Genomic DNA, 24,803 nt, shown 5'->3' on the forward strand with positions numbered 1-24,803 from the left:
CGAACTGATTGCGAGGACGCATCGGCATCTTTGTTCGCTGGTAGCGAAGTTCCCGACACTTGTTTTAGGTCAAAAGACGAGGTAAACACCTGTTTTTCGATTTCTCGCCGGTGCCGTTCCTCAGCAGTAATTGGACACGGTAGGTAGAATGACGGTCTTAGAAAAAATAATAGGAAACCCACATACGAATCTGCGAGGATGAACACATATGGCGAAAGATTATTACGGCATTCTTGGTGTGAGCCGCGACGCTTCTGATAACGACATTAAAAAGGCCTATCGTAAACTAGCGCGCAAGTATCACCCAGATGTTAATGACACCCCTGAAGCTGCAGAGAAGTTTAGTGAGATTTCCATCGCCCAAGAAGTCCTGCTCGACCCACAAAAACGCAGCATCGTCGATCGCGGTGGCGACCCAATGTCCCAAGGCGGCGGTCAATCCTCAGCTGCGTACGGCGGCGGTTTCGGCGATATCTTCGAGGCGTTTTTCGGCGGCGGCGGATCAGGTCGCGGCCCGATCAGCCGTGTGCAACGCGGTAACGACGCGCTGCTGCGCACCTCGATTACTTTAGAAGAAGCCTATACAGGCGTAAAACATGAAATCACCATCGACACCGCAATTGTCTGCGACGTATGCGAAGGCTCCGGTTCGGAATCGCATGCCAAGCCAATCACCTGTGATCACTGCGGCGGCGCTGGTGAAATCCAGCAAGTACAGCGTTCCTTCTTAGGCAACGTGATGACCACTGCGACGTGTCCAAAATGTCGCGGCTTCGGCGATCTTATCCCAGATCCATGCCATAAATGCGATGGTGCAGGTCGAGTCAAAGCACGTCGCACTACTTCAGTGCAGATTCCAGCAGGTATTGCCAACGGCATGCGCGTGCGCATGAGCGGCCAGGGTGAAGTCGGGCACGGTGGCGGTCCAGCAGGTGATTTATTTGTGGAAGTTTCGATCAAACGTCACTTAATTTTTGAACGTGAAGACAATAACTTGCACTTGACGGTATCCGTGCCGATGGTTGATGCCGCATTAGGTTCTACCTTTGAAGTTGCAGGCCTGGATGGTCAGCCGGTGGTCTTTACTATTCCTGCAGGTACGCAGCCTGCAGAACGCTTGATTGTGCCAGAGAAAGGTATGCCACGACTGCGCAGCGAAGGACACGGCGATATGATTGCCCATATCGATATTGTGATTCCACGCGAATTAGATGAGAAGTCGCGGAAGATTCTTGAATCGTTGCGAGAGCATCGTGATGATCGATCGGGCGTGCATAGTGGGGAAGAAGAGGAGTCTTTGTTTAGTCGCTTGCGAAATAGGTTCTGGAAATAAATGACGCTGCCAGTATTTATCAGCCCTACGATTCCTGCCGTCGGTGAAACTGTGGTGCTTGACGGCAGTGAAGGACGCCATGCCGTTGCTGTCAAACGCATCACTGTTGGTGAAACACTTGCGCTTATCGACGGCACGGGTGTGCGCGCCGAGGTAGAAGTTGAGCAGGTTAGTGGCAAAAGCCAGCTGGTGGCTCGTGTACGTTCGCGCGAAGTGTGTGCTCCACCGCGACCACGAGTGACCATTGTGCAAGCGTTGCCGAAATCGGAACGCTCGGAACTTGCGGTGGATTTGATGACGCAAGCTGGTGTTGATCGCATTATTCCGTGGCAGGCAAGTAGGTGTGTTGCTAAGTGGATTGGGCCGAAAGCCGCTAAAGGACAAGAAAAATGGCAGGCGGCAGCGATTGCTGCGGCGAAACAGTCCAGGCGTACCACTATTCCGACTGTGGAGCCGTTGGCACAGACCAGTGAGATTCTTGAACTGATTGCTGCAGCTCCATTGGCGTTGGTCTTGCATGAGTCAGCGGTGGGCAGCATGAAGGATTTAAGTTTCGATGCTGATGAAATTGTGCTGATTATTGGGCCAGAAGGTGGCGTGTCACCGGAAGAATTGGAAAGCTTTGCGCGCGTGGGTGCCAAAGCGTTTAAATTGGGGCCTGAAGTGTTACGCACTGCAACTGCCGGCATGGTTGCATTAGCAGCTCTCGGAGTTCTGACCTCACGCTGGTAGTCTAGGAAGACATATGGCAGAGCTTTGCTTGCCACCTGAATACAATCGTCACGAAGGACAACCTTGTCGCACATTACACAATCCGTTGAACTTGATAGCGCTTATGTGCAAGCCGTGTTGGGGATCAACGATGAAAACTTACAGATTTTAGAAAATCATCTTGATAGTCAGTTGCACGTTCGAGGCGATATTGTCACCATTAGCGGTCCGGACTTTGAAGTTGCCAGAGCACTGAAGGTATTAAAAGAATTACAAGCAATTGCTCGGCGTGGACACGTGATTAGCCCCGATGCGGTTAAGCACACCTTAGAGATGATCCAATTGGAACAACCACAGTCGGTAGCAAAAGCATTAGCGACTGATATTTTGGTGCGTCGTGGCAAAGCAGTGCGTCCAAAAACGTTAGGGCAAAAAGCCTATGTGGATGCGATTGATGAGAACACGATTGTTTTTGGGTTAGGGCCGGCGGGTTCTGGTAAAACCTATCTTGCAATGGCAAAAGCGGTTCAGGCTTTGCAGTCGAAGCAAGTCCAACGCATTATTTTGACACGCCCTGCAGTTGAAGCTGGCGAAAAGCTTGGATTTTTGCCAGGTACGTTGAATGACAAGATTGACCCGTATTTACGTCCGTTGCATGATGCGCTGCGCGATATGGTTGATCCGGAGATTATTCCGAAGCTTATGGAAGCTGGCATTGTGGAAGTCGCACCGTTGGCGTATATGCGAGGGCGTACCTTAAATGATGCCTTTGTGATTTTAGATGAGGCGCAAAATACTACAGCTGCGCAGATGAAAATGTTTTTGACCCGTTTGGGCTTCGGTTCGAAGATGGTGGTCACTGGTGATATCACACAGGTAGACTTACCAGGTGGGCAAAAATCTGGGTTGCGGGTCGTGCGTCGGATTTTGCAAGGTGTTGAAGGCGTACACTTTAGCGAGTTAGACTCCGCCGATGTGATTCGGCATCAACTCGTAGGTCGCATCGTGCGAGCCTATGATGAGTTTGAACAGCAGCTACATTCGGAAAAAGAGAAGGAGCACGAATGACCATCGAAGTGCTAAACGAATCTGGCTATGAGGGGATCAACGAAGAATCCTTAATTGATATTGCAAGTTTCGTGTTACGTGAGATGGATGTGCATCCGCAAGCAGAAGTCACCCTCTCACTTGTAGATATTCCAACAATGTCCGATTTGCATGTGCGGTGGATGGATTTGGAAGGCCCAACCGATGTGATGAGTTTTCCAATGGATGAACTTCTCCCTGGTTCTGGGCGTCCAGATGCGCAACCGATCGGCGACGGCATGTTAGGCGACATTATTCTCTGTCCGGAATTTGCGGCAAAGCAAGCGGAAAAGGCAGGCCACGATTTAGCGCATGAATTGTGCTTGCTGACCACACATGGATGCTTGCATCTGCTTGGCTACGACCACATTGAACCAGACGACGAACGCGAAATGTTTGCACTGCAAAATGAATTGCTGTCTGACTGGTACGCAGATGTGCAATCCCGTGGCATTTCCTATCAGCCAAAACCAACTGGTCCTGGTGCATTTCCATCAGCGGCAGATCGAGCTGCCTTAGACAAACTGATTCCAGGTGGCGGCATTCCAGCAATTGGGGAGCCTGATACCTTGTGAGTCCGTTGTTGTTGGGATCTGTGACAATAATTTCCCTGCTCTTTTCTGGTCTACTGGGCACCGTTGAAGCCGCTATCACCTCAATTTCACGCGCCCGCGTGGAACAAATGGCAAAAGATGAAGGCCGGCCAGCGTCGAAAAGCTTATTAAGCGTGCTCGACAACCGTGCGCAACATATTAACTTCTTGGTTCTGGGGCGTACGTTCCTTGATGCGGCAGCGGCGGTATGTGCAGGTATGCTCGCGGTGCAGCTGATGGAGAAATGGGCGCTGACAGCTGCAATTGTCGGCGTGACCTTGATTTCTTTTACCATCATTGGCGTATTTTCCCGCACCGTTGGACGCTCGAACCCGTATCGCGTGAGCCTGCGCTCTGCCATGGTGCTGAATGCCTTTGCAGTGATTTTAGGACCATTGACAAAGATTCTGATCAAGATCGGCAACGTGATTGCCCCAGGTCCAGGGTTTTCAGATGGTCCGTATTCCACCGAAATTGAATTGCGCGAAATGGTTGATATTGCGCAAGAACATGGTGTGGTGGAAGTCGAAGAACGACGCATGATTCAAAATGTGTTTGACCTCGCAAGCACCACCGCGCGCGAGGTGATGGTGCCGCGACCGGAAATGATTTGGGTTGAATCGAACAGAACCGCAGGTCAAGCAACGAGTCTATGCGTGCGATCGGGGCATTCGCGACTGCCGGTGATTGGCGAAACCGTTGACGATATTGTCGGCGTAGTGAATTTGAAAGACCTCGTGCAACGCACCTATTACGACACTGACGGTGGTAAAAGCGTGTTGGTTGATGAGGTGATGCGCGATGCGAAATTCATTCCGGATTCGAAGAAATTGGATGAGCTACTTCACGAAATGCAGGTGGAGAGCTTTCAGATTGCGCTGCTTGTCGACGAGTTCGGTGGTATTGCAGGCCTGATTTCCATTGAAGATATCTTGGAAGAAATTGTTGGCGAAATCACCGATGAATACGATGATTCAGAAGTCGCGCCGGTAGAGGTTTTTGCTGATGATCCGTATACCTACCGTGTGGTGTCGCGATTGCTCTTAGAGGAGCTGGCAGAACAATTGCAAGAGGATCATGGTATCGAGATCGAGTTTGATGAAGATGTTGATACCGTTGCCGGCCTCATTGCGTTGGAAAAAGGTCGCGTGCCGCTGCCAGGAACCACAATTGAGGTCGATGGCTTACGGCTTGTGGCAGAAGGCGGACGAGATCGAAAAGGTCGAGTTCGAGTGCTTTCGGTGCTGGTGACTGTTCTCGATGAACTCAAACCAGCTATTGATGCAGACACTGACGCATAAGTTGCGCGGCAAGGATCTTCGCGCGCAAGGCGGCTGTGTTATATCTTCTGTGGTGCTTGTAGCTCCAGAGATAGATAGTGCTAAACGTATAAAAGCCACACTATTTATAAGATCGTGAATAAAATAGCGTTTCGATAAGTGCTCGTGTAGATGACCTGAAACGCACAGTATGTGCCAGTTTCATGCTCAACACGAGCACCTTTTCATGCATGTAGATGGACGTTGCTGCCGATAAGCATGTTTGCAGATGCGTCTGACATGCCCTAAGTTTAGGTGCACAAAACATTCTTATTTTTTGATTGGAGCATCATGACAAACCACACAACTGTATTGGGATCGGATCGAGTCAAGCGCGGATTGGCCGATATGCTCAAAGGCGGAGTAATCATGGACGTGGTTACCCCTGACCAAGCCAAGATTGCTGAAGACGCCGGTGCAACCGCAGTGATGGCATTAGAACGAGTGCCTGCCGATATTCGCGCTCAAGGCGGTATTTCTCGCATGTCCGATCCGGACATGATCGCAGGCATCCAAGAAGCTGTGAGCATTCCGGTGATGGCAAAGGCACGAATTGGTCATTTCGTCGAAGCTCAAGTCTTGGAATCCTTAGGTGTGGATTTTATCGACGAGTCGGAAGTGCTGTCACCAGCTGATTATGTAAATCATATTGATAAGCATGCCTTTACTGTGCCATTTGTATGCGGCGCAACGAACCTAGGCGAAGCGCTGCGTCGGATTAACGAAGGTGCTGCCATGATCCGTTCCAAGGGTGAGGCTGGGACAGGTGATGTTTCCAATGCGGTGACGCATATGCGGACGATTCGCGCGGAATTAAATCGTTTGCGCGCAATGGAACAAGACGAGCTGTATGTAGCTGCCAAGGAACTGCAAGCACCATATGATCTGGTGAAAGAAGTTGCCGCAACTGGAAAATTGCCGGTTGTGCTATTTACTGCAGGTGGCATTGCAACACCAGCAGATGCTGCAATGATGATGCAGCTTGGTGCTGAAGGCGTATTTGTGGGCTCTGGCATTTTCAAATCCGGTGATCCAGTCAAGCGTGCACGCGCAATTGTGCAAGCCACTCAAAACTATGATGATCCAAAGGTCATTGCTGAAGTTTCCCGCGGCCTTGGTGAAGCAATGGTGGGATTAAATGTCGATGAACTCCCAGTTTCCCATCGTCTCGCAGAGCGTGGCTGGTAATTCATGATCGGTATTTTGGCAGTACAAGGTGGCGTCGCAGAACATGCACGCACCTTGGAAACCCTGCGTGTTCCAGCACGATTGGTGCGTCGGCCAGAGCACCTCGTAGGGCTTGATGGCATTATTTTGCCAGGTGGCGAATCCACGACGATCTCGAAACTATTAGAGCTTGGCGGTCTTTTCGATCCGCTTTCCAAGCTTTTGCAGGAAGGCTTACCGGCCTATGGTACCTGTGCTGGCATGATTTTATTAGCCAGTGAAATACTCGACACCAGAGCAGATGCGAAAAGTTTTGGGGCATTGGATATCACCGTGCGTCGTAACGCATTTGGGCGGCAAGTGGATTCCTTCGAAACGGATTTGAATATTATTGGCATTGCCAAGCCGGTACCTGCAGTGTTTATTCGAGCACCGTGGGTTGAGCGAGTAGGCAACGATGTAGAAGTGCTGGCCACAGCGCCAAATGGGGCTATTGTGGCAGTCCGCCAAAACAACGTGTTAGCCACGAGTTTCCATCCAGAGCTCACAGATGACACTGCCGTGCACGAGTTGTTCTTCAAGATGGTCTAGCAAGATGGTCTAGGATGAGAGCCATGAGCATTCTTTCAATACAATCGCACGTTTCATACGGTCACGTCGGTAACTCCGCAGCAGTCTTTCCACTCCAACGCATCGGCCATGAAGTCTGGCCAGTACACACAGTGAACTTTTCGAATCACACGGGCTACGGTCAGTGGGGTGGCGAATTAATTCCTGCCGCACAGGTTCAATCCGTGTTAGATGGCATGCAAGCACGAGGTGCCTTTGGTGATGTTCAGGCGATTGTGTCTGGCTACCAAGGCGGCAGCGATATTGCCGATGTCATTATTCAAGCTGTAGCAGCAGTCAAAGCAGAAAATCCGCAGGCTGTCTACGCTTGTGATCCTGTGATGGGCAATGCGAAGTCTGGTTGCTTTGTGTCCGATCTGATTCCACCATTATTGCGTGAGCGTGTGGTACCAGTTGCCGATATCATTACTCCAAATCAGTTCGAATTAAGCTATCTGACTGGTGTAGAAGCCCATGATGTGGATTCCACCTTGCGTGCCTGTGAAGCCGCCCGCAAACTGGGACCAAAAACTGTGTTGGTAACCTCGGTGCTGCGCCCAGATCGTCCAGAACATACGATTGAAATGATCGTTATGAATGATGAGGGTGCTTGGAAGGTTCAAACACCATACCTGGATGTCAAGCGCAATGGTTCCGGCGATGTCACCGCGGCACTGTTTACTGGTCACTATGTTCGTGATGGAGATGCCGCAGCTGCACTAGCAAAAACCGCATCTTCAGTCTTTGATCTCATTGACTTGACCTTTAGCAAGGATTCGCGCGAATTATTGCTGATTGAAGGACAAGAGTTCTTTGCAAATCCGAAGCTGCAGTTTGCTGTGGAAAAGATTGCATAACCCTCAATCGGGTAGTTTTCGATGGTGCTGGTAGACTTGAAGATTATTCAAGCTACTCGCACCATTGCTATATAAGGAGTCAGGTGAATTTCACCGATACCCCGGACGGTTTTCGTTCCGGTTTTATAAGTTTCGTTGGCCGGCCTAATACAGGTAAATCGACACTCACGAATGCGCTCGTGGGACAAAAGATTGCTATTACGGCGAATCAGCCAGAAACAACGCGCCATCCTATTCGTGGATTAGTCCACCGCCCAGATGCCCAAATTATTGTGGTCGACACCCCAGGTTTGCACCGTCCACGCACACTTTTAGGTGAACGCTTAAATGAGGTTGTCAAAGACACCTATTCGGATATGGATCTGATTGCATTAACGGTTCCGGCCGATGAAAAAATTGGTCCAGGTGATCGTTGGATCTTAGAAAATGTTCGCAAAGTTTCACCAAAAACCCCAATCCTTGGCATTGTGACGAAGGTGGATAAGGTTTCACGCGATCAAGTTGCCGTGCAGTTAATGGCATTGCACGAGCTGTTAGGTCCAGAATCGGAAGTCATTCCAGTTTCTGCGGTGACAGGTGAGCAAAAAGATGTGCTTATCGACGTCATCGTGGAACACCTTCCACAGGGGCCAAAGTTTTATCCGGATGATCACATCACCGATGATGACACTGAAACTCGCATTGCAGAACTTGTTCGTGAAGCAGCGTTATCTGGCTTAAAAGACGAGCTTCCGCACTCAGTGGCAGTGCAAGTTGATGAAATTTTGCCGAATGAGGAACGCCCTGGTGTGATGGACGTGCACGTGATCATTTATGTTGAACGTGAGGGTCAAAAAGACATCATTATTGGCAAAGGTGCACGCCGTTTAGGTCGGATTGTGTATGAGGCTCGCCCACAAATTTGTCAACTATTAGGGACAAATGTGTATCTTGATATTCGTATTAAGGTATTGAAAAACTGGCAGTCTGATCCTAAGCAATTAGGGCGTCTCGGCTTCTAAGAAGGAGGCTTATGCGCCGCGAATCATTCCAGGTTCGTGCACTTGTGATCCGGTCGTATGATTTTGGTGAATCCGACCGGATCATTGTGTTACTGACCCGCGACCATGGCCTGATTCGGGCAGTGGCCAAAGGCGTTCGACGCAGTCGCAGTCGGTTTGGTTCCCGACTCGAACCTTTTGTCGAACTTGATGTGCAGCTATATGCAGGCCGCCAGCTGGCAACAATTACCACAGCAGATACAGTTGGGTTTTTTGCCCAAGGAATTGTCGATGATACCGATCGCTATTTCGCAGCCTGCGCTTTATTAGAAGCCGCTGAACGCCTAGGCGGTGAAGCAGAAATTTATGATCTGTGCGTCGCAAAGCTTATTGCGCTGCAAACTGCCGAACTTCCCACACTGGTATTTGATTCCTTTTTATTAGAGGCAATGAAAGTTGCTGGTTGGGCGCCAAGTTTATTTGCCTGTGCGCAGTGTCAGGCGCCAGGGCCGCATCATGCGTTTCATCCAGCGCCGGGTGGGGCAGTGTGTCATGCGTGCCGGCCAAGTGGGTCGTTGAATGTGCACGAAGACGTGCTGCACATCATGTGGCTGCTGAGTGAAGGTCATGGTGCGAAAGCGCTGCAATTATTGAATCATCGCGCAGCAATTGCGGCGAGTATTCATCAGGTGGCGACACGGCATTTCCATTGGCACACGGAGCGTAGGCTGGCATCTTTGCACGTATTAGAGCAAGCCCAATAGCGTCAGGTATGGATTCATGGCACAATGGCTTTCGTGAATGCGCCATTAGTTCCTCCGAATATCCCAGCTGAGTTTTTACCGCGCCACATTGCCCTTGTCATGGATGGCAATGGGCGATGGGCAACCCAACGTGGCCTCAAGCGCACTGAAGGACATAAACGCGGCGAGGCGATTTTGCTTGATATGGTTGAAGCTTGCCTCGCCATGGGAGTGCCGTATTTATCAGCTTATGCGTTTAGCACGGAAAACTGGCGGCGCAGTGTCGAAGAAGTCCGCTTTTTAATGGGCTTTAATCGTGACGTGTTGGCGCGGCAAAAAATGTGGCTGCATGAGCGCAATGTGCGCGTGCGTTGGGTGGGGCGTCGTCCGCGACTGTGGCGCAGCGTGATTCGCGAATTAGAATCGGCTGAAGAGTTAACGCAGCATAATACCGCGATGACACTGTATATGTGTGTTAATTATGGTGGTCGAGCAGAGATTGTCGACGGTGTCCGCGAGATTGCACGGCAGGTACAAGCAGGAACGTTGCAACCAGATCAAATCACTGAAGATACTTTCGCAAGCTTCCTTGACGAGCCTGATATGCCTGATGTAGATCTGTTTTTACGTCCATCGGGTGAAAAGCGCACCTCTAACTTCTTATTATGGCAATCGGCGTATGCCGAGATGGTGTATCAGAATAAATTGTTCCCGGATTACACCCCAGCGGATCTATTTGCGGCGGTTGAGGAGTACGCCAAGCGTGATCGTCGATTCGGAGGCACTGCATGACGCCATCACCAAAACAAATTAAACGCTGGCAGCAATACCTCGCGAATGAGCGTGCCGAGGCCGTGGTGTATCGCGAATTGGCGCGCAACAGGGAAGGCGCAGAGCGCGATATTCTCATGCAGATTGCCCATGCTGAGATGCGACATGAGCAGTATTGGCGCGAGAAGCTTGGCGACGATGTGGGGCTGCCGCGCACACCAGATTTGAAAACCCGATTGCTAGCGTTTTTAGCCTCGCGATTCGGGACGGTGTTCGTATTAGCCATGCTGCAAACAGCAGAGGCGCGTAACCCCTATGAACACGATGAGGATGCAACCGAGCAAATTAAAGCCGATGAGGCAGTTCATGCCGAGGTTGTACGCGGATTAGCAACTCAAGCACGACAAAATATCAGCGGGAATTTCCGTGCCGCTGTCTTTGGTGCCAATGATGGTTTGGTGTCGAACCTGGCATTGGTTTTAGGTGTTTTAGGATCTGGTGTCTCGTTACAGTTTGTGTTGTTAGCTGGTGTTTCTGGTTTGCTGGCAGGTGCCTTGTCGATGGCGGCGGGGGAGTATATCTCGGTTAAAAGCGCCAATGAGTTAACTGAAGCGAGTGTGCCGCGAGATGATGCTCAAAATGTCATTCCATTTTTAGATGTCGATGCTAATGAATTAGCACTGGTCTATCGAGCTCGTGGCATGGATGAGGCAGAAGCTGAAGCCTTAGCACAACAACGCCTGGAAGAATTTCATGAATCAGAAGGGCATTTTTTCACTGGCGGAGAAACCTATGAAGCTGAAGATTTGGGAAGTGCTTGGGGTGCAGCAGCATCAAGTTTTATCTTTTTTGCAAGTGGCGCGCTGATTCCATTACTGCCGTTTATTGTATTTTCATCTGCTGTGGTTGCGGGTATTTCTGCGGTAGTGCTGGTGAGTTTTGCCTTGATGTGTACTGGAGCAATTACCGGTATTCTTTCCGGTAAGCCACCACTGGCCAGAGCCATGCGGCAACTTATTATCGGCCTTGGTGCAGCTGTCGTGACGTATGCGCTAGGTGCAGCATTTGGTGTCGCACTGGCGTAGAGGCTGCATGTAGGGTCAGTACGTGTGTGGAATACATACAAACACGCGCGAGTGATTTCGAAGATGGAAATCACTCGCGCGTGTTGCGGTTACAGGCGTGTACTAGCTTGATGCTTTACAGCCGTGGCACAAGCCATAGATTTCGGCATCGTGACCAGTAAGCTGGAATGAGTATGTGCGGGCGACATCTTTTGCCCACTTTTCTATTGGACCGCCTTCGATTTCAACGGTTCGACCACATTCGGTGCAAACTAAGTGGTGATGATGCTTGCCATTGAGGCAGTGGCGATACAGCGTCTCACCATTCGACATATGCAATGCATCGACAGCGGAAACTTCGCTTAATGATTGTAATGTGCGGTAAACCGTGGTAAGACCGACTTTAAGGTCACGCTTCAGCAATTCTTGATGAATGGCCTTTGCTGAGGAGAAGTTCTCCATGTCCTTTAATACAGAGACGATAGCTGTACGTTGGCGAGTGCTGCGGACACCCAATTTTGGAACGTTGTGTTCCTTGAGTCGGTTCATGGATCTACCCTTTAATGTATGTGAAGACTAACGCACCTAACAAAGTTGTGAAAACTTATCTAAAATCATGTTCATTTACCGCTAAAAATACAGCTTTAGCTGGGATAATGTTTTCAATCTGAAAAATGCCTATAGGTTCATAGTAGGTGTCCAATTCCAATAACACAAGGAGGAAATTATTATTTAGGTGCTGTTTTAGGTTTAATGTCGCCCGTGAACTGGCATTTTAAAGAAAAAACTATTGTAAAATGTGGCGAGTATTACATTTGTGATTGGTTGGTTTGCAATGTGAAGGTGGCTGATTTTTATAGGTGCTGGTCAGTTTAGCAATCAAAACAATTAACGTCTTTGAAAACTTTAAAAATTTGACCAGTTTGTTCAACAGTTCCAAAGATTGGCGGGTGTGTTATTGAAGATTTTTAGGCAGGTCGAGTAAAAATACCCCTATTACCCCCATATTTATGAACTGAATTACCTTTTCAGTCACCCCTATCTAGTGATCACTTTTCCGCAAAACTCTGTTTGAGTGCATCTATGGAGGATATTTGTAACATTCAAACGAGGTTCGAATTGTTTGGATAGCCTTACACGGATATATATATTGCTGCAAGAAGCAGTTTTGATACGTGTCAGATTGGGGCAAGCTGCACGAAAATCTCATATCTCATGCATGGTCGTTAGACGTGATGCAGCTTTCAAAGAGGAATACGTTACTGCACGTGGTGGTGTTACATCGATTGTGGCACCATGTGCAGTGTTGATTGTGAATGTTCGTTCGTGAACGTTTGACCTTGAAAGTTTGGGCTATCGCAAGGTAGTGATAGACGCCGGTGCGCATCATCCACTGGCGTTATGAGCCGGACTGCAATGTGCGAACATAAGTGCAACGTTCGATGCCGATGAACTGGTGTATCCAGCTAAAACTGGCACATAGGGCATCCGTATAGTTTTGCGTAGTACATGCGATGATATGAGCGGAAGAGATTGCCGCAGTCACAGTATTGTGGTCGTCTCACCTGCGTGTCCTATGTGCATATCATGAGGTGCGCTAAAGTGGACGGTGTACTGTCGCCGGCAGCATCAAAAGCTTGCGCATACGCGTGCACAGGCAGCTATGCTGCTTGAAATTGCCGCAACAGTACTCCCGATACAAGAACGCGGCATCCATGATATCCATTCATGGCCTTATCGGTTCTTGCCAGTATTCAAGGAGAACTTTTTTCATGGCCCCACAAAGCGTCTTAGACACCGTTGTCAATCTTTGCAAGCGTCGCGGTTTGGTCTATCCATGCGGTGAAATCTACGGTGGTACTCGATCTGCATGGGATTACGGCCCACTCGGTGTAGAACTGAAAGAAAATATCAAAAAGCAATGGTGGCGTACCTTCGTACAGGGACGCGCAGATATGGTCGGCCTTGATTCTTCGATCATTTTGCCACGTCAGGTGTGGGAAGCTTCCGGACACGTAGCAACCTTTACTGATCCTTTGGTTGAATCCTTGCATACACATAAGCGCTACCGCGCCGATCACCTCATCGAGGCCTATGAAGCAAAGCATGGCCATCCACCAGCAAATGGTCTTGCCGATGTGCCAGATCCAGAAACCGGCCAGCCAGGTTCGTGGACCGAGCCACAAATGTTCTCTGGTCTGATGAAAACCTACCTTGGTCCTGTCGATAATGAGCAAGGTCTGCACTACATGCGCCCAGAAACCGCGCAGGGCATTTTCGTGAACTTCAAGAATGTTATGACCACCTCCCGCATGAAGCCACCGTTTGGTATCGGCCAGGTTGGTAAAGCGTTCCGTAACGAGATCACCCCAGGTAACTTCATTTTCCGCACGCGTGAATTCGAGCAGATGGAAATCGAGTACTTTGTGCCACCAGCGTTGGCGGAAGAAAAGTTCAACGAATGGGTACAAGCATGCTGGGATTGGTTCATTGATCTGGGCATTAAGCCAGAAAATATGCGCCAGTTCGACGTTCCAGAAGATGAGCGCGCTCACTATTCTGCTGGCACCATTGACTTCGAATACCGTTTCGGATTCCAGGGCAATCAGTGGGGCGAGCTCATGGGTGTGGCAAACCGTACCGATTATGATCTCACCTGCCATATTCAAAGCTCCGGCGAAGATCTCAGCTACTTCGACCAAGTTACCGGCGAACGCTACACGCCGCATGTGATTGAGCCTTCCTTCGGTTTGACCCGTGCGATGATGGCATTCTTAGCTGATGCTTACCATGAGGACGAGGCTCCAAATGCAAAGGGCGGCGTCGATAAGCGCGTTGTGCTGAAGTTGGATCGCCGTCTTGCCCCTGTGAAGGTGGCGGTGTTGCCGCTTTCCAAGAAGGATACGCTCACCCCAATTGCTGAGGAATTGGCCGCTGAACTGCGCAAATTCTGGAACGTTGATTATGACGTTTCCGGTGCGATCGGCCGTCGTTATCGTCGTCAGGATGAAATTGGTACGCCATTCTGCGTGACCGTTGATTTCGATACCTTGGAAGATCAGGCTGTGACTGTGCGTGAGCGCGACACCATGGCGCAAGAGCGCGTGAAGATCGCTGACCTGCAGGCATACCTGGGTGCACAACTGGTTGGATGCTAAAATGAAACACTCGATGTGGCGTGATCAAGCGCAACCACAGGCGCTGCTTTGCGACGAAACCGGGCAAGTTCAAGCCAAGTTTGAGAAAACACACGCGATTGTCGGCGCTGATACTTGGCAGCTGACGGCAGAGAAGCAAAAACTTTCTGCGAAACTGCCAAGCGGAGACGTCTTTGTGGCGACTGCTGACGGCAAACCATTTGGGCGCGCGAAGACTATCTCGATTGATGCAGCCGGAATGAGCATAAAGGCGATCAATGAAGGTGCGACAGACTGGGTGTATGTCGATGACGCGGATCGGAAACTTGGACAATTTTCCGGCGGCAATAATGGCGTGCGTAAATCCATCACAGCCTTTGAAGATGAGTCATTAACACTTGAGCAGCAAGTTTTCCTCTCGTGGGTGAGTCGCACCACGCTGGAGGCAAAAACATTAGGCACAAGTGTGGCAATTATTGCCTCCTTGCTGCTGATGCTGCCGGTGGCAATCCTTGCGTTGATTCTGTAATCAACAAGTAGCATTGCGTAGCAATAAGCCAGGTCAGAACTTATATCTTCTGACCTGGCTTATTATTTACACGCGGTAACTCGTCGGGGCTGATAGCTTGAGACCATAGCGTCTGCGAGAGGCTTGCGAGGGGCGCTTGCGAAGGACGCCTGCGAAGGTACAGCCTGTGAGTGCGCCAGTACCCTAGAAGCTGCCGCCGCGTGAACCACCGCCGAAGCTGCCGCCGCGTGAACCACCGCCGCGTGAGCCACCGCCACCGACGCCGCCGAAACCACCAAAACCGCCGCCACGACGCTGGGAACGCAGTACTTCTTGTAACACCATGCCAGCGATCATGCCACCCATATTCGATCCGCTCGAATGGTGCTTGCGCTGATAACGCTGATCGTCATGCTGTGCAGCTTGCAGCGCTTCTGTGGCCTTTAATGCGGCAAGGCGGGCAAACTCAATGGCATCACGAGTGTGATCAACTCGTGCAACTGTGGCTTTTGCAAGCAACTGCTCAGCTTCTGCAAGGAGTGTTCGCGCAGATGCCTTCACCACACGACCTCGGCTGGAAATAAACTCACGAGCAGCACGAATATGCGTGGTTGCAACGTCTTGTTGCTGAGTAAAGACTTGCAAGAGACGTTCATGGTTGGTGGTGCCTTCTTCTAACTGCTCAATCATCGCGTCGAGCTGTGAATCTGTATTAGTCAGCAACGACCATGCACGTAATGGCTCATTGGCTTGCTGTTGCGTTGCTTGCTCGAGATTCGTTCGTGCGGTCGCAATCGTTGCATCAACCGCGTTCCAATCCATTTTCGTCCCCAGCTGCTGGCCCTTTTCGCGCAGTCGAATCGCATGTTCGATCTCTGCACGAACTTCAGCATGTAAATCTGGGATATTCGCAACTGCAGTGGCAATATCAGCTTCAGCATGTTCAACAGAAGCTAACATGGTATCGGCTTTGGCAATAGCTTGTTCTGCTAACCGAATCGCATCAACCATTCCGCCTTGTTCGCCAGCAGGTTTACTCAGTAACTCGCGTCCAGCGTCAGCATGCGCATGAGCCTGTTGCAACGTAGCTTCTGCCAATTCCACATTTAAGGCAATCGCTGCCAGAGTAGAAGCCGGATAACGCTGCTCGAGCGTTGCCAGCTGACGCTGTGCCGCTGGAATACGCGTATGCAAATCCACTAACTGCTGCGTAATCGTATCAAGTTTGTCCGCTGCGTTTAATACGAGCGAATGCATCTGTGCGAAATCTTGTGCTTGCGCATCAAGGGCATCATCGGCTGCAGCACATGACTGAATAATCTCAAGTAACATGGCACGTTGTGCTGCTTCACCAGCGACCGTACGAGCATCGAGCTGGGCTTTCAGCTGGAAAGCCTTTTGCAACGTGGTGATGGAATGATTCATCGCCGTATTAAACTGTCTGGTGCGCTCAGCACCGAATTCAGCAGTAGCGCGATCCAATTCTTCCTTCGCATTTTGGATCGAATCATCGGTACTGACCAATTCTTCTTCTGCGAGATTGACCAACGCTGGTAGCGGTAGCGCTGCTAAGGATTGAACATTTTGAGGATCAGCTGCTTGTAGTACAGCTGCAGTGTGCTTGCGCTTAGATTTACGTGAGTATAAGAATAAACCGCCACCGGCAAGGGCTAAAGCACCTACACCACCTGCTAAGACCGCACCACCCGATGAAGACGCTGTTGGTGCGGCGGAAGTTTTCGACGTCGATGACGCGGAAGTCTCGGTGCCAAGCGTTGGTGCACCAGCACGGGCTAATAATGCTAGTGCGGCTTGCCCAAATTCCTTATTATTCATAGGCCCCACTGCAGCTTCCCAAAATGCATCGAGATCAGCATCGGAAAAGGCACTGCCGCCAGTAAATCCAAAACTGTTTGGACCAATGACGAGCACAATATCGTGTGGGCCGTTTTGAGTTTGGGCTAAAACATCTGCGGAGTATCGCTCTGGCGTGAGTCCGGCAAGGTCATTGACTAATACGAGGTGGAAATTGCCACCAGTGGCATCGTGATAGTCAGCAGCAGCTTGAGTAATTGCGACTTGTTCATCTGCAGAAATCCGATTGGTGAAATCGGTGACTGCTTCAGTGTAGGCAGCAACTGGTTCAGCTTGAACGGTAACTGTTAATGCGTGGGCTTGCGGTGGCATGCCAGGGGCGAGGGAAAATGCGCCAACCCCAATGAAGGCCGCAGCTGAACATAATGCAAATTTCTTCTTCATACTTAACACAATAGCGAGCCTTGACGGATATGGCAGACTTATACGTAGAGCAATCACGTTTACAGAGGGGTGTGCGCGAAATATGCTGTCGAAGAATGCAGCAGTGCGTCGATACGCTCATGCTGAGGTGATGATCGACGGCGTGGGTTGTGCGCGCAGGTCACGATTTCTCGTTAGAGTAGACGCAACGCTTTCGGCGGTTGCAAGCGCGGCTGTGTCGGGTGTGTGCTGCGCGAGATAGAGTGTGGCGTGCGTAGGCGGAGAACAGGAGAGTAAGAATCATGTATCACTATAGCGAGGCCGATACGCAGCGGTTATTTCAGGAGCCATCGAAATCAAGTGAGCTGCAGGCGGCACCGCCGCGGAATGATTTTGCACGCGATCGGGCACGCGTTCTTCACAGTGCTGCTTTACGACGCTTAGCGGATAAAACTCAAGTGGTTGGACCACGCGATGGTGATACCCCGCGAACTCGATTGACGCATTCTCTGGAGGTTGCACAAATTGCGCGGGAAATTGGTACCGCCTTAGGTGTGAATCCTGACTTGTGTGAGTTAGCGGGATTAACGCATGATATTGGGCATCCTCCGTATGGGCATAATGGAGAAAGTGCATTGCATGAGGTTGCTCAGGATTGTGGTGGGTTTGAAGGGAATGCGCAAACGCTGCGGATTTTAACGGTGTTGGAACCGAAAATTGTGAGCAGCACGGGGCAGTCTTTTGGGTTGAACTTAAGTCGTGCGGCATTAGATGCTGCGTGTAAATATCCTCGTGTGCGCACAAATGCAGACGGTAGTTATGCGAAGAAATATGGGTGTTACGATCAAGACCGCCATATTTTAGAATGGGTGCGCCACGGCCATAATGATCAGCGCCCAAGTATGGAAGCCCAGATTATGGACTTCTCGGATGATATTGCATACTCCGTGCATGATGTGGAAGACGGTATCGTTTCTGGGCGTATCAATTTGCAAGTGCTGTGGGATTTCGTGGAGTTAGCAGCCCTTGCTGAAAAAGGTGCGCGAGCATTTCATAGCTCGCCGGAAGCGTTATTAGATGCTGCCGGATACTTACGAGAATTAGCGGTTATTCGCAACGCTGCTGATTTTCGAGGTGACTTCTTCGGCTTTGCCGCATTAAAGGCGATGACGTCTACACTTGTGGGGCGCTATGTCAGTGCGATTGTGGCAGCAACCAAGGCTGCGCATCCAACGCAAGTCGGAAGAATGTGTGGCAACTTAGTGATTCCGCCGCAAGTATTAGCAGAAGTCACACTGTTGAAATCTATCGCTGTGCTGTATGTGATGGACGCTCCGGTGCATTTGGAACGCCAAGATCGCCAACGCGAACGCATTTTCCGCGTGTATGACTACTACTCAGCAGGCGGTGCGTTAGATCCGATGTTCCACCATTTCTGGGATCAAGCAGAAACCCAGCAGCAACAGCAACGCGTGATTATCGATCAAATTGCATCACTGACCGAATCTCGTCTGGAACGTATTGCGCAGCAGGCTGCTGAAGTCGCCGGCTTTTGGGGATAACGCAAGTATCACGATCCAACCGCTCTTGCAGCCTGGAAGAACACTCAAACTTACTGTTCGGCGTCTGGAATTATACAAAATGATCCGTAATGATCATCAGTGTAATACCACGTATCAGGATCAGTTTCACTGCCGCCACCTGTGACGATGCGACGCGCACCGCGATGGGAACTACCTGGAGTTTCCACTGTATATTCACGGTAGGAAACACCTCGTTCGCGAGGAAGTACGCCCTCGTAGTTCCCGAATCGTTGATTATCGTTATTCGGATATTCGTATGGCCCGCCAGCTAAAATATCTTTGATTGTTTCATGTGCTTGAGCAGGAAGATCCTTGGTATAGCACAGATCAAAGTCATTATTAGGAGAATATTGATCGCCTGGTTGTTTCGACGATTGCTTTGAATTTCTATCTGGTTGAGCCTGGTTGTCAAAAGTATTACCTGGCTTGACGCGATCTGATTGTTGTTTACCTTTAGGCTCAGCGGTGCGTTCGTGAGATTTTGGTTGTGTGCTTGTCGCTACCTGTTGTTGCTCGTGAGGAGTCTCTGCGTTCCCAAACCCAAAATAGGTGGTAACTGCTGCAAGTGCTAAAGCACCAAGAAGATACGGAAGTGATTGACGTTTGGCCATACGTTCTATTGTTTCACATTCACGCTGAGAAGCAGCAGTTGATGATTGCAGAACGAGAAAAGTTTTGATAGCACTCGACTGTGCGGGAGGCAGGTGAGCGTCGTCAAGCATAAAAGTTATTGAAAACAAGCACAAATAAACATAATCGGAATGTAATTTCTGTGTTTTTGCCGTGGCGTGCCGCACACGTTGGATGCGAAAGACTATGCTCATGCGCATGTGTGGAATTGTAGGATTCGTCGGTTCAGGCGTTCATAAGTATGGTGCTCAGGAAGTTGTTGTCGAAGGTTTACGACGCTTGGAATATCGCGGCTATGATTCCGCCGGTATTGCAATTCTGGGAGAGCACGGCATTGAAATTCGGAAAAAGGCTGGCAAAGTTGCCATGCTGGATCAAGAAATTGCAGCTAATCCATTGCCAGTTGCAACCGTTGGTATTGGGCATACGCGGTGGGCAACCCATGGTGGGCCAACCGATGCAAATGCGCATCCGCACTTGGTTGATGATGGTCGCATTGCAGTTGTGCACAATGGAATTATTGAAAACTTTGCAGAATTAAAAGACCGTTTGATTGCAGCAGGATTTAGCTTCCAATCAGAAACGGATAGTGAAGTTGCTGGTGCCTTGCTTGCTCTCGAGATGCGTACCGCGTCAGATCTTACAGCGGCGATGCAAGCAACCTGTCAGCAGCTCACCGGCGCATTTACATTATTAGCAATTCATCACGAAAGCCCTGGTGTTATTGTTGCGGCTCGCCGCAATTCGCCGCTGGTAATTGGCGTTGGTGAAGGCGAGCATTTCTTAGGCTCTGACGTATCAGCGTTTATCGAGCACACCACCCATGCTGTTGAATTGGGCAACGATCAGATCGTGACCTTGCATGCCGATACGTATCGAATTACAGATTTTGCTGGTCAGGAAGCAACCGGTAAAGAATTCGAGATCGAGTGGGATGCCAAAGCTGCCGAAAAAGGTGGTTTTGATTCCTTCATGGAAAAAGAAATTCACGACCAGCCAGCAGCTGTGCGCGATACCCTTTTAGGACGTGTAGATGAGCGCGGCCATATTACTTTAGATGAACTGCGTATCGACGAATCCCTGTTACGCCGCATTGATAAAATCATTGTGATTGCCTGTGGTACTGCAGCGTATTCCGGCCAGGTGGCAAAATATGCCATTGAGCATTGGTGCCGCATTCCAACTGAGGTGGAGCTAGCACATGAGTTCCGCTACCGCGACCCAATTGTGAATGAAAAGACCTTAGTGGTTGCAGTTTCGCAGTCGGGTGAAACCATGGATACGCTCATGGCAGTGCGCCACGCGCGGGAACAAGGCGCGAAGGTGATTGCTATTTGTAATACCTATGGTGCAACGATTCCTCGTGAATCGGATGCAATTATCTATACCCACGCCGGCCCAGAAATTGCTGTGGCCTCGACGAAGGCGTTTTTAGCGCAAATTACGGCTGCCTATATTCTGGGACTCTACTTAGCTCAGTTGCGTGGCAATATGTTTGCCGATGAAGTGAGCCAAATCCTTGCTGAATTGCGCGCGATTCCTGAAAAAATTGCCTCAATTTTACGAGCGGAAGCGCATGTGCAAGCTCTTGGCCAGCAACTTTCCAGCGCACCTTCGGTATTATTCTTAGGCCGCCACGTTGGATTCCCAGTGGCACTTGAAGGCGCATTGAAGTTGAAAGAAATTGCTTATATTCACGCTGAAGGCTTTGCCGCCGGCGAACTCAAGCACGGCCCAATTGCGCTTATCGACGAAGGCCAGCCGGTGATTATTGTGGTTCCAAGCCCACGCGGCCGGGACTCATTGCATGCCAAGGTGGTTTCGAATATTCAAGAAGTTCGTGCCCGTGGTGCCTATACGATCGTGGTGGCAGAAGAAGGCGATGAAGCAGTTGCAGCCTATGCCAATGAGATTATTCGTATTCCGCAAGCGCCAAGTCTGATGCAACCGCTGTTGGCGACTGTGCCACTGCAGATTTTTGCCGCTACCGTGGCGAAAGCCAAAGGCTATGATGTTGATCAACCGCGAAACTTGGCAAAATCAGTCACGGTTGAATAATCCAGCTGGGAGTTGGCCGCGCGTGTGATCTGTGAGCAAGATTGCCGAAGTTGGCATCGGTACACGCGCGGCGATGAGATGCTATAGAGAAGTTTTTTACCTGACGATAGTTGTGCCGGTGGTGGCGTCGTCAAGCGTTATGATCATGCTCGCACTATGAAACTGCACCCTTGTGATGGAACAGGGGTGCAGTATCATATTTGGCAGGAATGTTGTTGAGTTGAGCGCTGAACTTTCAGCATGAAAGCTCAAAGATAAGGAACGATCATGAGGCTCAAGAATAAGGTTGCGGTCATTACTGGTGCAGCTCACGGGATTGGCTTGGCAATAGCGGAATTGTTCGTGCAAGAAGGCGCAATTGTGGTCATGACGGACAAGGACGATAGCGCCGGCGAACGCGCGTGCAAGCAGATCAATGAAAACTATGGACACACGGATGGATGCACATTCGCAGAGTATGTTCATGTGGATGTTTCGCGTGAAGACGATTGGCACGCGATCGAGCAATATTTGCTGGAGAAATACAATGGCATTGACGTCTTAGTAAATAATGCCGGTATCACAGGACTTGCAGATACTACCTGTTTGCACGATCCAGAGCATTTCGATTTAGATGCCTGGCGTAAGGTACATGCAACGAATCTTGATGGCGTTGCCCTAGGATGCAAAATGGGCATTGCCTTAATGAAGCATCGCTCTACTGATCCAACCAGTAAGAGCAGCATTATTAATATTTCATCGCGCTCTGGCATTGTTGGTGTTCCTGCAGCGGCAGCGTATGCGTCTACCAAGGCCGCTGTGCGCAATCATACGAAGACCGTGGCCTTATATTGTGCAGCGCAAGGCTATAACATTCGATGCAATTCCATTCACCCTGCGGCAATTAATACGCGCATGTGGGATGACATGTTTGATCCAACTGTACCGCGCGAAACATCGATGGCACAGCTGGCCAAAGGTATTCCACTGGGGCATATGGGTGAGCCAATTGATGTTGCCTACGCCGCAGTATATTTGGCAAGCGATGAAGCGAAATATGTTACAGGTATTGAGCTTAATGTGGATGGCGGTATTCTCGCCGGCGGAAGTGCTGCACCAAGAAGCAATAAGTGATGCTCGGAGACTGTCGAGAGCGCGAGCAGGTGGCGAGCTGGCGGTTATGATTGACGGCTGGCGGCTGCGTCTGCGGTTGCTCACTGGTGGTTGCTCGCTGGCGGCTGGCGGCTGCAGTTGGCGGTGGTTGTGGAGAGCTAGCAGCCGCTGCGTCTGCGGCGACGTAGTATCCGCTGCAAGGATGAGCTGGCAGCCGCTGCGCGTGGCAAGCCAGTCAGCGACGAGCTTCGCGGATGCCATCGTCACCGGCATGCCGTCATCCCTATTTTGCATGCATCCCAATTGAACAATGAAAGGAGCACGCACGCGAGCATAACGCACTCACAATAGTGATCTTTATGACTCGCTGCTAGGCTATTGGCATGGCACAAGGGCGCATACCAGAAGCAGATATTCAGGCGATCCGTGAACGAGCACAGATCGAGGAAATTGTTGGCGAATACGTACAGCTCAAGCCAGCAGGTGTGGATTCCCTCAAAGGCTTAAGCCCGTTTAAGGACGAAAAAACCCCATCGTTTCACGTGCGTCCGAATCATGGCTACTTCCACTGCTTTTCCACCGGTAAAGGTGGTGATGTGTTTAAGTTCTTAATGGAAGTCGAACACATGAGCTTCCCCGAAGCGGTGCAAACGGTTGCGGAAAAAATCGGCTACCACATCAATTATGAACAGTCCTCGACCGGTGCGCCTGCACTTGCCCCTGGTACGCGACGTCGTCTTATCGAAGCTAATCGCGCCGCACATGAATTCTATCGCCAGCAGCTCGAAACCCCGCAGGCAGCCGTTGCACGCCAATTTTTACTTGATCGCGGCTTTGACAAAGCAATCATCTACCAATTCGAGTGCGGATACGCCCCAGATGGTTGGGATACATTAACCAAACACCTGCTTAAACGTTTCCGCTTTGAAGAACTCGAAGCTGCAGGACTGTCTAAAATGGGTCCGCGCGGGCCAATTGATCGCTTCCATCGCCGTTTACTGTGGCCTATTAAGAACGCCGCCGGTGATGTGATTGGCTTTGGCGCACGCAAACTTTTCGACGATGACAATATGGGCAAATACATGAACACGCCCGAAACTATCTTGTACAAAAAATCCAAAGTGCTCTTTGGGTTAGATCGTGCGAAAAAACATATTGCCGCACAGCGCCAGTGCATTATTGTCGAAGGCTATACCGATGTTATGGCAATGCATGCAGCAGGTTGTAATACAGCAGTTGCATCGTGTGGTACCGCTTTTGGTGAAGACCACTTGCAGCTCGTTCGTCGCTTCATGCTTGACGATAATTACTTTAATGGGCAAATGATTTACACCTTCGATGGTGATGAAGCTGGTCTGAAAGCTGCGCGCCGGGCTTTTGAAGGCAATCAAAACTTTGTTGGGCAATCGTTTGTCGCCGTGGCGCCACAAGGCATGGATCCGTGCGATTTACGCCTGGCGAAAGGCAATGCTGCCGTGCGAGATCTGGTGGCATCGCGGATTCCGATGGTGGAGTTTATTATTCGCACGCTGCTGCAGGAATACCAGCTTGATAGCGTTGAAGGGCGTTTGCAAGCGTTACGACGCGTTGCTCCAATTGTGGCGACGATTGCAGATCGCACGTTACAAATGCAGTATGTTCGCCAGCTGACAGGTTGGGTGGGGTGGCTCGACGAAGGCGAAGTATTAGAAGAAGTCCGAAAAGCAAGCCAGGAGGTGCAGCGTCGTCAAGCTCCGAAGCGGGCACAGCGGTTTGAGCACACGCAGCCTCAAGCTGCTGACCCGCAAATGTTGCCGCAGCCGGACCGCAAAGACACGCGCTTGTGGGCCCAACGTGAGGCATTGAAGTTGGCCTTGCAATATCCGGCAGACGCAGGTGATTATTTTGATGGTTTGCCGCAAGAGGTATTTACGCACCCTACGTATTTAGCGATCCGTGTGGCCATTGATGCGCTCGGCGGGGTAGAAGCGGCAACTGAGCAGTGGGTCAACGCAGTGGCAGAGCGCGTTGGCGATATTATTGGTCGATCCGTGGTTTCAGAATTGATGGTTGAGCCGGTGTTGGCCGAACCTGAAGCCATTACTGCCCATATTGATCGCACGCTTTCCCGACTGCAAGAACAGCATGTCAGCAATAATATTGCCAAGCTTAAAAGCCAGCTCGAACGCATGCGGCCAAGCGACGACGAGCAAGTGTACAGTACCTTATTCGCTGACCTTGTCGCACTCGAACAAGTTCGACGCGAACTCTTAGAACGCGCATTTAAATAGTGGGGAAATCAAAAAAACCGCTTGGCCATGATGATCAGTGGCCAAGCGGTTTTT

General features: G+C 50.3%; 21 protein-coding genes. 18 read left to right on the forward strand and 3 right to left on the reverse strand.

The genetic code is table 11. The features are described from left to right. Positions 1-208: 208 nt before the first annotated feature. From dnaJ to NXS99_RS03375, 12 genes are all read left to right on the forward strand, one after another. Entirely contained in the window at positions 209-1,333 is a 1,125-nt protein-coding gene (gene dnaJ, locus NXS99_RS03320; RefSeq protein WP_259287249.1) for a molecular chaperone DnaJ, read from the forward strand. After that, positions 1,334-2,065, forward strand: coding sequence for a 16S rRNA (uracil(1498)-N(3))-methyltransferase (locus NXS99_RS03325; RefSeq protein ID WP_259287250.1), 732 nt, complete (start codon positions 1,334-1,336; stop codon positions 2,063-2,065). Positions 2,066-2,104: 39 nt separating this feature from the next. After that, positions 2,105-3,112 carry a PhoH family protein gene (locus NXS99_RS03330; protein ID WP_396124809.1) on the forward strand — a complete coding sequence of 336 codons (1,008 nt, stop codon included), beginning with the start codon at positions 2,105-2,107 and terminating at the stop codon, positions 3,110-3,112. Further along, entirely contained in the window at positions 3,109-3,705 is a 597-nt protein-coding gene (gene ybeY / locus NXS99_RS03335) for an rRNA maturation RNase YbeY (RefSeq protein ID WP_259287252.1), read from the forward strand. The genes NXS99_RS03330 and ybeY overlap by 4 nt, the downstream gene beginning before the upstream one ends. Further along, positions 3,702-5,024: a hemolysin family protein gene (locus tag NXS99_RS03340; RefSeq protein WP_259287253.1), complete on the forward strand. Its 1,323-nt coding sequence runs from the start codon at positions 3,702-3,704 to the stop codon at positions 5,022-5,024. The genes ybeY and NXS99_RS03340 overlap by 4 nt, the downstream gene beginning before the upstream one ends. Positions 5,025-5,333: 309 nt before the next feature. Further along, on the forward strand, positions 5,334-6,230 hold the full coding sequence (gene pdxS, locus NXS99_RS03345) for a pyridoxal 5'-phosphate synthase lyase subunit PdxS (RefSeq protein WP_259287254.1): 897 nt from the start codon (positions 5,334-5,336) through the stop codon (positions 6,228-6,230). A gap of 3 nt (positions 6,231-6,233) precedes the next feature. After that, on the forward strand, positions 6,234-6,800 hold the full coding sequence (pdxT, locus tag NXS99_RS03350; RefSeq protein WP_259287255.1) for a pyridoxal 5'-phosphate synthase glutaminase subunit PdxT: 567 nt from the start codon (positions 6,234-6,236) through the stop codon (positions 6,798-6,800). Positions 6,801-6,823: 23 nt separating this feature from the next. Next, the gene (gene pdxY / locus NXS99_RS03355; RefSeq protein ID WP_259287256.1) at positions 6,824-7,675 is read left to right on the forward strand and encodes a pyridoxal kinase PdxY; all 852 of its coding nucleotides are present in this window, start codon (positions 6,824-6,826) and stop codon (positions 7,673-7,675) included. An 83-nt stretch (positions 7,676-7,758) separates the two neighbouring features. After that, positions 7,759-8,676, forward strand: coding sequence for a GTPase Era (gene era / locus NXS99_RS03360; protein ID WP_259287257.1), 918 nt, complete (start codon positions 7,759-7,761; stop codon positions 8,674-8,676). An 11-nt stretch (positions 8,677-8,687) separates the two neighbouring features. Next, complete coding sequence (recO, locus tag NXS99_RS03365) at positions 8,688-9,419, forward strand: DNA repair protein RecO (protein WP_259287258.1); 732 nt, start codon at positions 8,688-8,690, stop codon at positions 9,417-9,419. Between the two features lie 33 nt (positions 9,420-9,452). After that, positions 9,453-10,190 carry an isoprenyl transferase gene (locus NXS99_RS03370; RefSeq protein ID WP_259287259.1) on the forward strand — a complete coding sequence of 246 codons (738 nt, stop codon included), beginning with the start codon at positions 9,453-9,455 and terminating at the stop codon, positions 10,188-10,190. Continuing rightward, positions 10,187-11,254 (forward strand): VIT1/CCC1 transporter family protein, encoded by a 1,068-nt coding sequence (locus NXS99_RS03375; RefSeq protein ID WP_259287260.1) that lies wholly within the window; start codon positions 10,187-10,189, stop codon positions 11,252-11,254. Before NXS99_RS03370 ends, NXS99_RS03375 begins: the two co-directional genes overlap by 4 nt. A gap of 102 nt (positions 11,255-11,356) precedes the next feature. Here NXS99_RS03375 and NXS99_RS03380 read toward each other — a convergent pair whose 3' ends face one another. After that, on the reverse strand, positions 11,357-11,782 hold the full coding sequence (locus NXS99_RS03380; RefSeq protein WP_259287261.1) for a Fur family transcriptional regulator: 426 nt from the start codon (positions 11,780-11,782) through the stop codon (positions 11,357-11,359). 1,223 nt (positions 11,783-13,005) lie between these two features. On the opposite strand from NXS99_RS03380, the gene NXS99_RS03385 reads away from it, so the two are divergent. Both NXS99_RS03385 and NXS99_RS03390 read left to right on the forward strand, forming a co-directional pair. Further along, a complete protein-coding gene (locus NXS99_RS03385) occupies positions 13,006-14,391 on the forward strand; it encodes a glycine--tRNA ligase (protein ID WP_259287262.1) in 1,386 nt (461 codons plus the stop codon). 1 nt (position 14,392) lies between these two features. Beyond that, entirely contained in the window at positions 14,393-14,899 is a 507-nt protein-coding gene (locus NXS99_RS03390) for a hypothetical protein (protein ID WP_259287263.1), read from the forward strand. A 183-nt stretch (positions 14,900-15,082) separates the two neighbouring features. Here the strand turns inward: NXS99_RS03390 and NXS99_RS03395 are convergent, their stop codons facing one another. After that, on the reverse strand, positions 15,083-17,137 hold the full coding sequence (locus NXS99_RS03395) for a TPM domain-containing protein (RefSeq protein ID WP_259287264.1): 2,055 nt from the start codon (positions 17,135-17,137) through the stop codon (positions 15,083-15,085). A 281-nt stretch (positions 17,138-17,418) separates the two neighbouring features. Between NXS99_RS03395 and NXS99_RS03400 the strand changes: the two genes are divergently transcribed. Continuing rightward, entirely contained in the window at positions 17,419-18,678 is a 1,260-nt protein-coding gene (locus NXS99_RS03400; protein WP_259287265.1) for a deoxyguanosinetriphosphate triphosphohydrolase, read from the forward strand. Positions 18,679-18,728: 50 nt separating this feature from the next. On the opposite strand, the gene NXS99_RS03405 is transcribed toward NXS99_RS03400, so the two are convergent. Then, entirely contained in the window at positions 18,729-19,310 is a 582-nt protein-coding gene (locus NXS99_RS03405; protein WP_259287266.1) for a ribonuclease domain-containing protein, read from the reverse strand. A gap of 217 nt (positions 19,311-19,527) precedes the next feature. Between NXS99_RS03405 and glmS the strand changes: the two genes are divergently transcribed. The 3 genes from glmS (at position 19,528) to dnaG (ending at position 24,749) form a co-directional block, all read left to right on the forward strand. Continuing rightward, a complete protein-coding gene (gene glmS, locus NXS99_RS03410) occupies positions 19,528-21,387 on the forward strand; it encodes a glutamine--fructose-6-phosphate transaminase (isomerizing) (RefSeq protein ID WP_259287267.1) in 1,860 nt (619 codons plus the stop codon). 267 nt (positions 21,388-21,654) lie between these two features. Next, positions 21,655-22,500, forward strand: a complete 846-nt coding sequence (locus NXS99_RS03415; RefSeq protein WP_259287268.1) for an SDR family oxidoreductase — start codon at positions 21,655-21,657, stop codon at positions 22,498-22,500. A 362-nt stretch (positions 22,501-22,862) separates the two neighbouring features. Continuing rightward, positions 22,863-24,749: a DNA primase gene (gene dnaG, locus NXS99_RS03420; RefSeq protein ID WP_259287269.1), complete on the forward strand. Its 1,887-nt coding sequence runs from the start codon at positions 22,863-22,865 to the stop codon at positions 24,747-24,749. Positions 24,750-24,803: the final 54 nt, after the last annotated feature.

The organism is Corynebacterium sp. HS2168-gen11, from assembly GCF_024834075.1.
GTDB lineage: Bacteria > Actinomycetota > Actinomycetes > Mycobacteriales > Mycobacteriaceae > Corynebacterium.

Excerpts from the sequence above, each read along its gene's own strand:
- NXS99_RS03415 (WP_259287268.1), top strand. The coding sequence starts at position 21,655 with ATGAGGCTCAAGAATAAGGTTGCGGTCATTACTGGTGCAGCTCACGGG.
- ybeY (WP_259287252.1), top strand. The coding sequence starts at position 3,109 with ATGACCATCGAAGTGCTAAACGAATCTGGCTATGAGGGGATCAACGAA.
- pdxS (WP_259287254.1), top strand. The coding sequence starts at position 5,334 with ATGACAAACCACACAACTGTATTGGGATCGGATCGAGTCAAGCGCGGA.
- NXS99_RS03375 (WP_259287260.1), top strand. The coding sequence starts at position 10,187 with ATGACGCCATCACCAAAACAAATTAAACGCTGGCAGCAATACCTCGCG.
- NXS99_RS03325 (WP_259287250.1), top strand. The coding sequence starts at position 1,334 with ATGACGCTGCCAGTATTTATCAGCCCTACGATTCCTGCCGTCGGTGAA.
- NXS99_RS03400 (WP_259287265.1), top strand. The coding sequence starts at position 17,419 with ATGTATCACTATAGCGAGGCCGATACGCAGCGGTTATTTCAGGAGCCA.
- NXS99_RS03390 (WP_259287263.1), top strand. The coding sequence starts at position 14,393 with ATGAAACACTCGATGTGGCGTGATCAAGCGCAACCACAGGCGCTGCTT.
- NXS99_RS03405 (WP_259287266.1), bottom strand. The coding sequence starts at position 19,310 with ATGGCCAAACGTCAATCACTTCCGTATCTTCTTGGTGCTTTAGCACTT.
- glmS (WP_259287267.1), top strand. The coding sequence starts at position 19,528 with ATGTGTGGAATTGTAGGATTCGTCGGTTCAGGCGTTCATAAGTATGGT.
- pdxY (WP_259287256.1), top strand. The coding sequence starts at position 6,824 with ATGAGCATTCTTTCAATACAATCGCACGTTTCATACGGTCACGTCGGT.
- pdxT (WP_259287255.1), top strand. The coding sequence starts at position 6,234 with ATGATCGGTATTTTGGCAGTACAAGGTGGCGTCGCAGAACATGCACGC.
- NXS99_RS03380 (WP_259287261.1), bottom strand. The coding sequence starts at position 11,782 with ATGAACCGACTCAAGGAACACAACGTTCCAAAATTGGGTGTCCGCAGC.
- dnaJ (WP_259287249.1), top strand. The coding sequence starts at position 209 with ATGGCGAAAGATTATTACGGCATTCTTGGTGTGAGCCGCGACGCTTCT.
- recO (WP_259287258.1), top strand. The coding sequence starts at position 8,688 with ATGCGCCGCGAATCATTCCAGGTTCGTGCACTTGTGATCCGGTCGTAT.
- NXS99_RS03395 (WP_259287264.1), bottom strand. The coding sequence starts at position 17,137 with ATGAAGAAGAAATTTGCATTATGTTCAGCTGCGGCCTTCATTGGGGTT.
- NXS99_RS03385 (WP_259287262.1), top strand. The coding sequence starts at position 13,006 with ATGGCCCCACAAAGCGTCTTAGACACCGTTGTCAATCTTTGCAAGCGT.
- dnaG (WP_259287269.1), top strand. The coding sequence starts at position 22,863 with ATGGCACAAGGGCGCATACCAGAAGCAGATATTCAGGCGATCCGTGAA.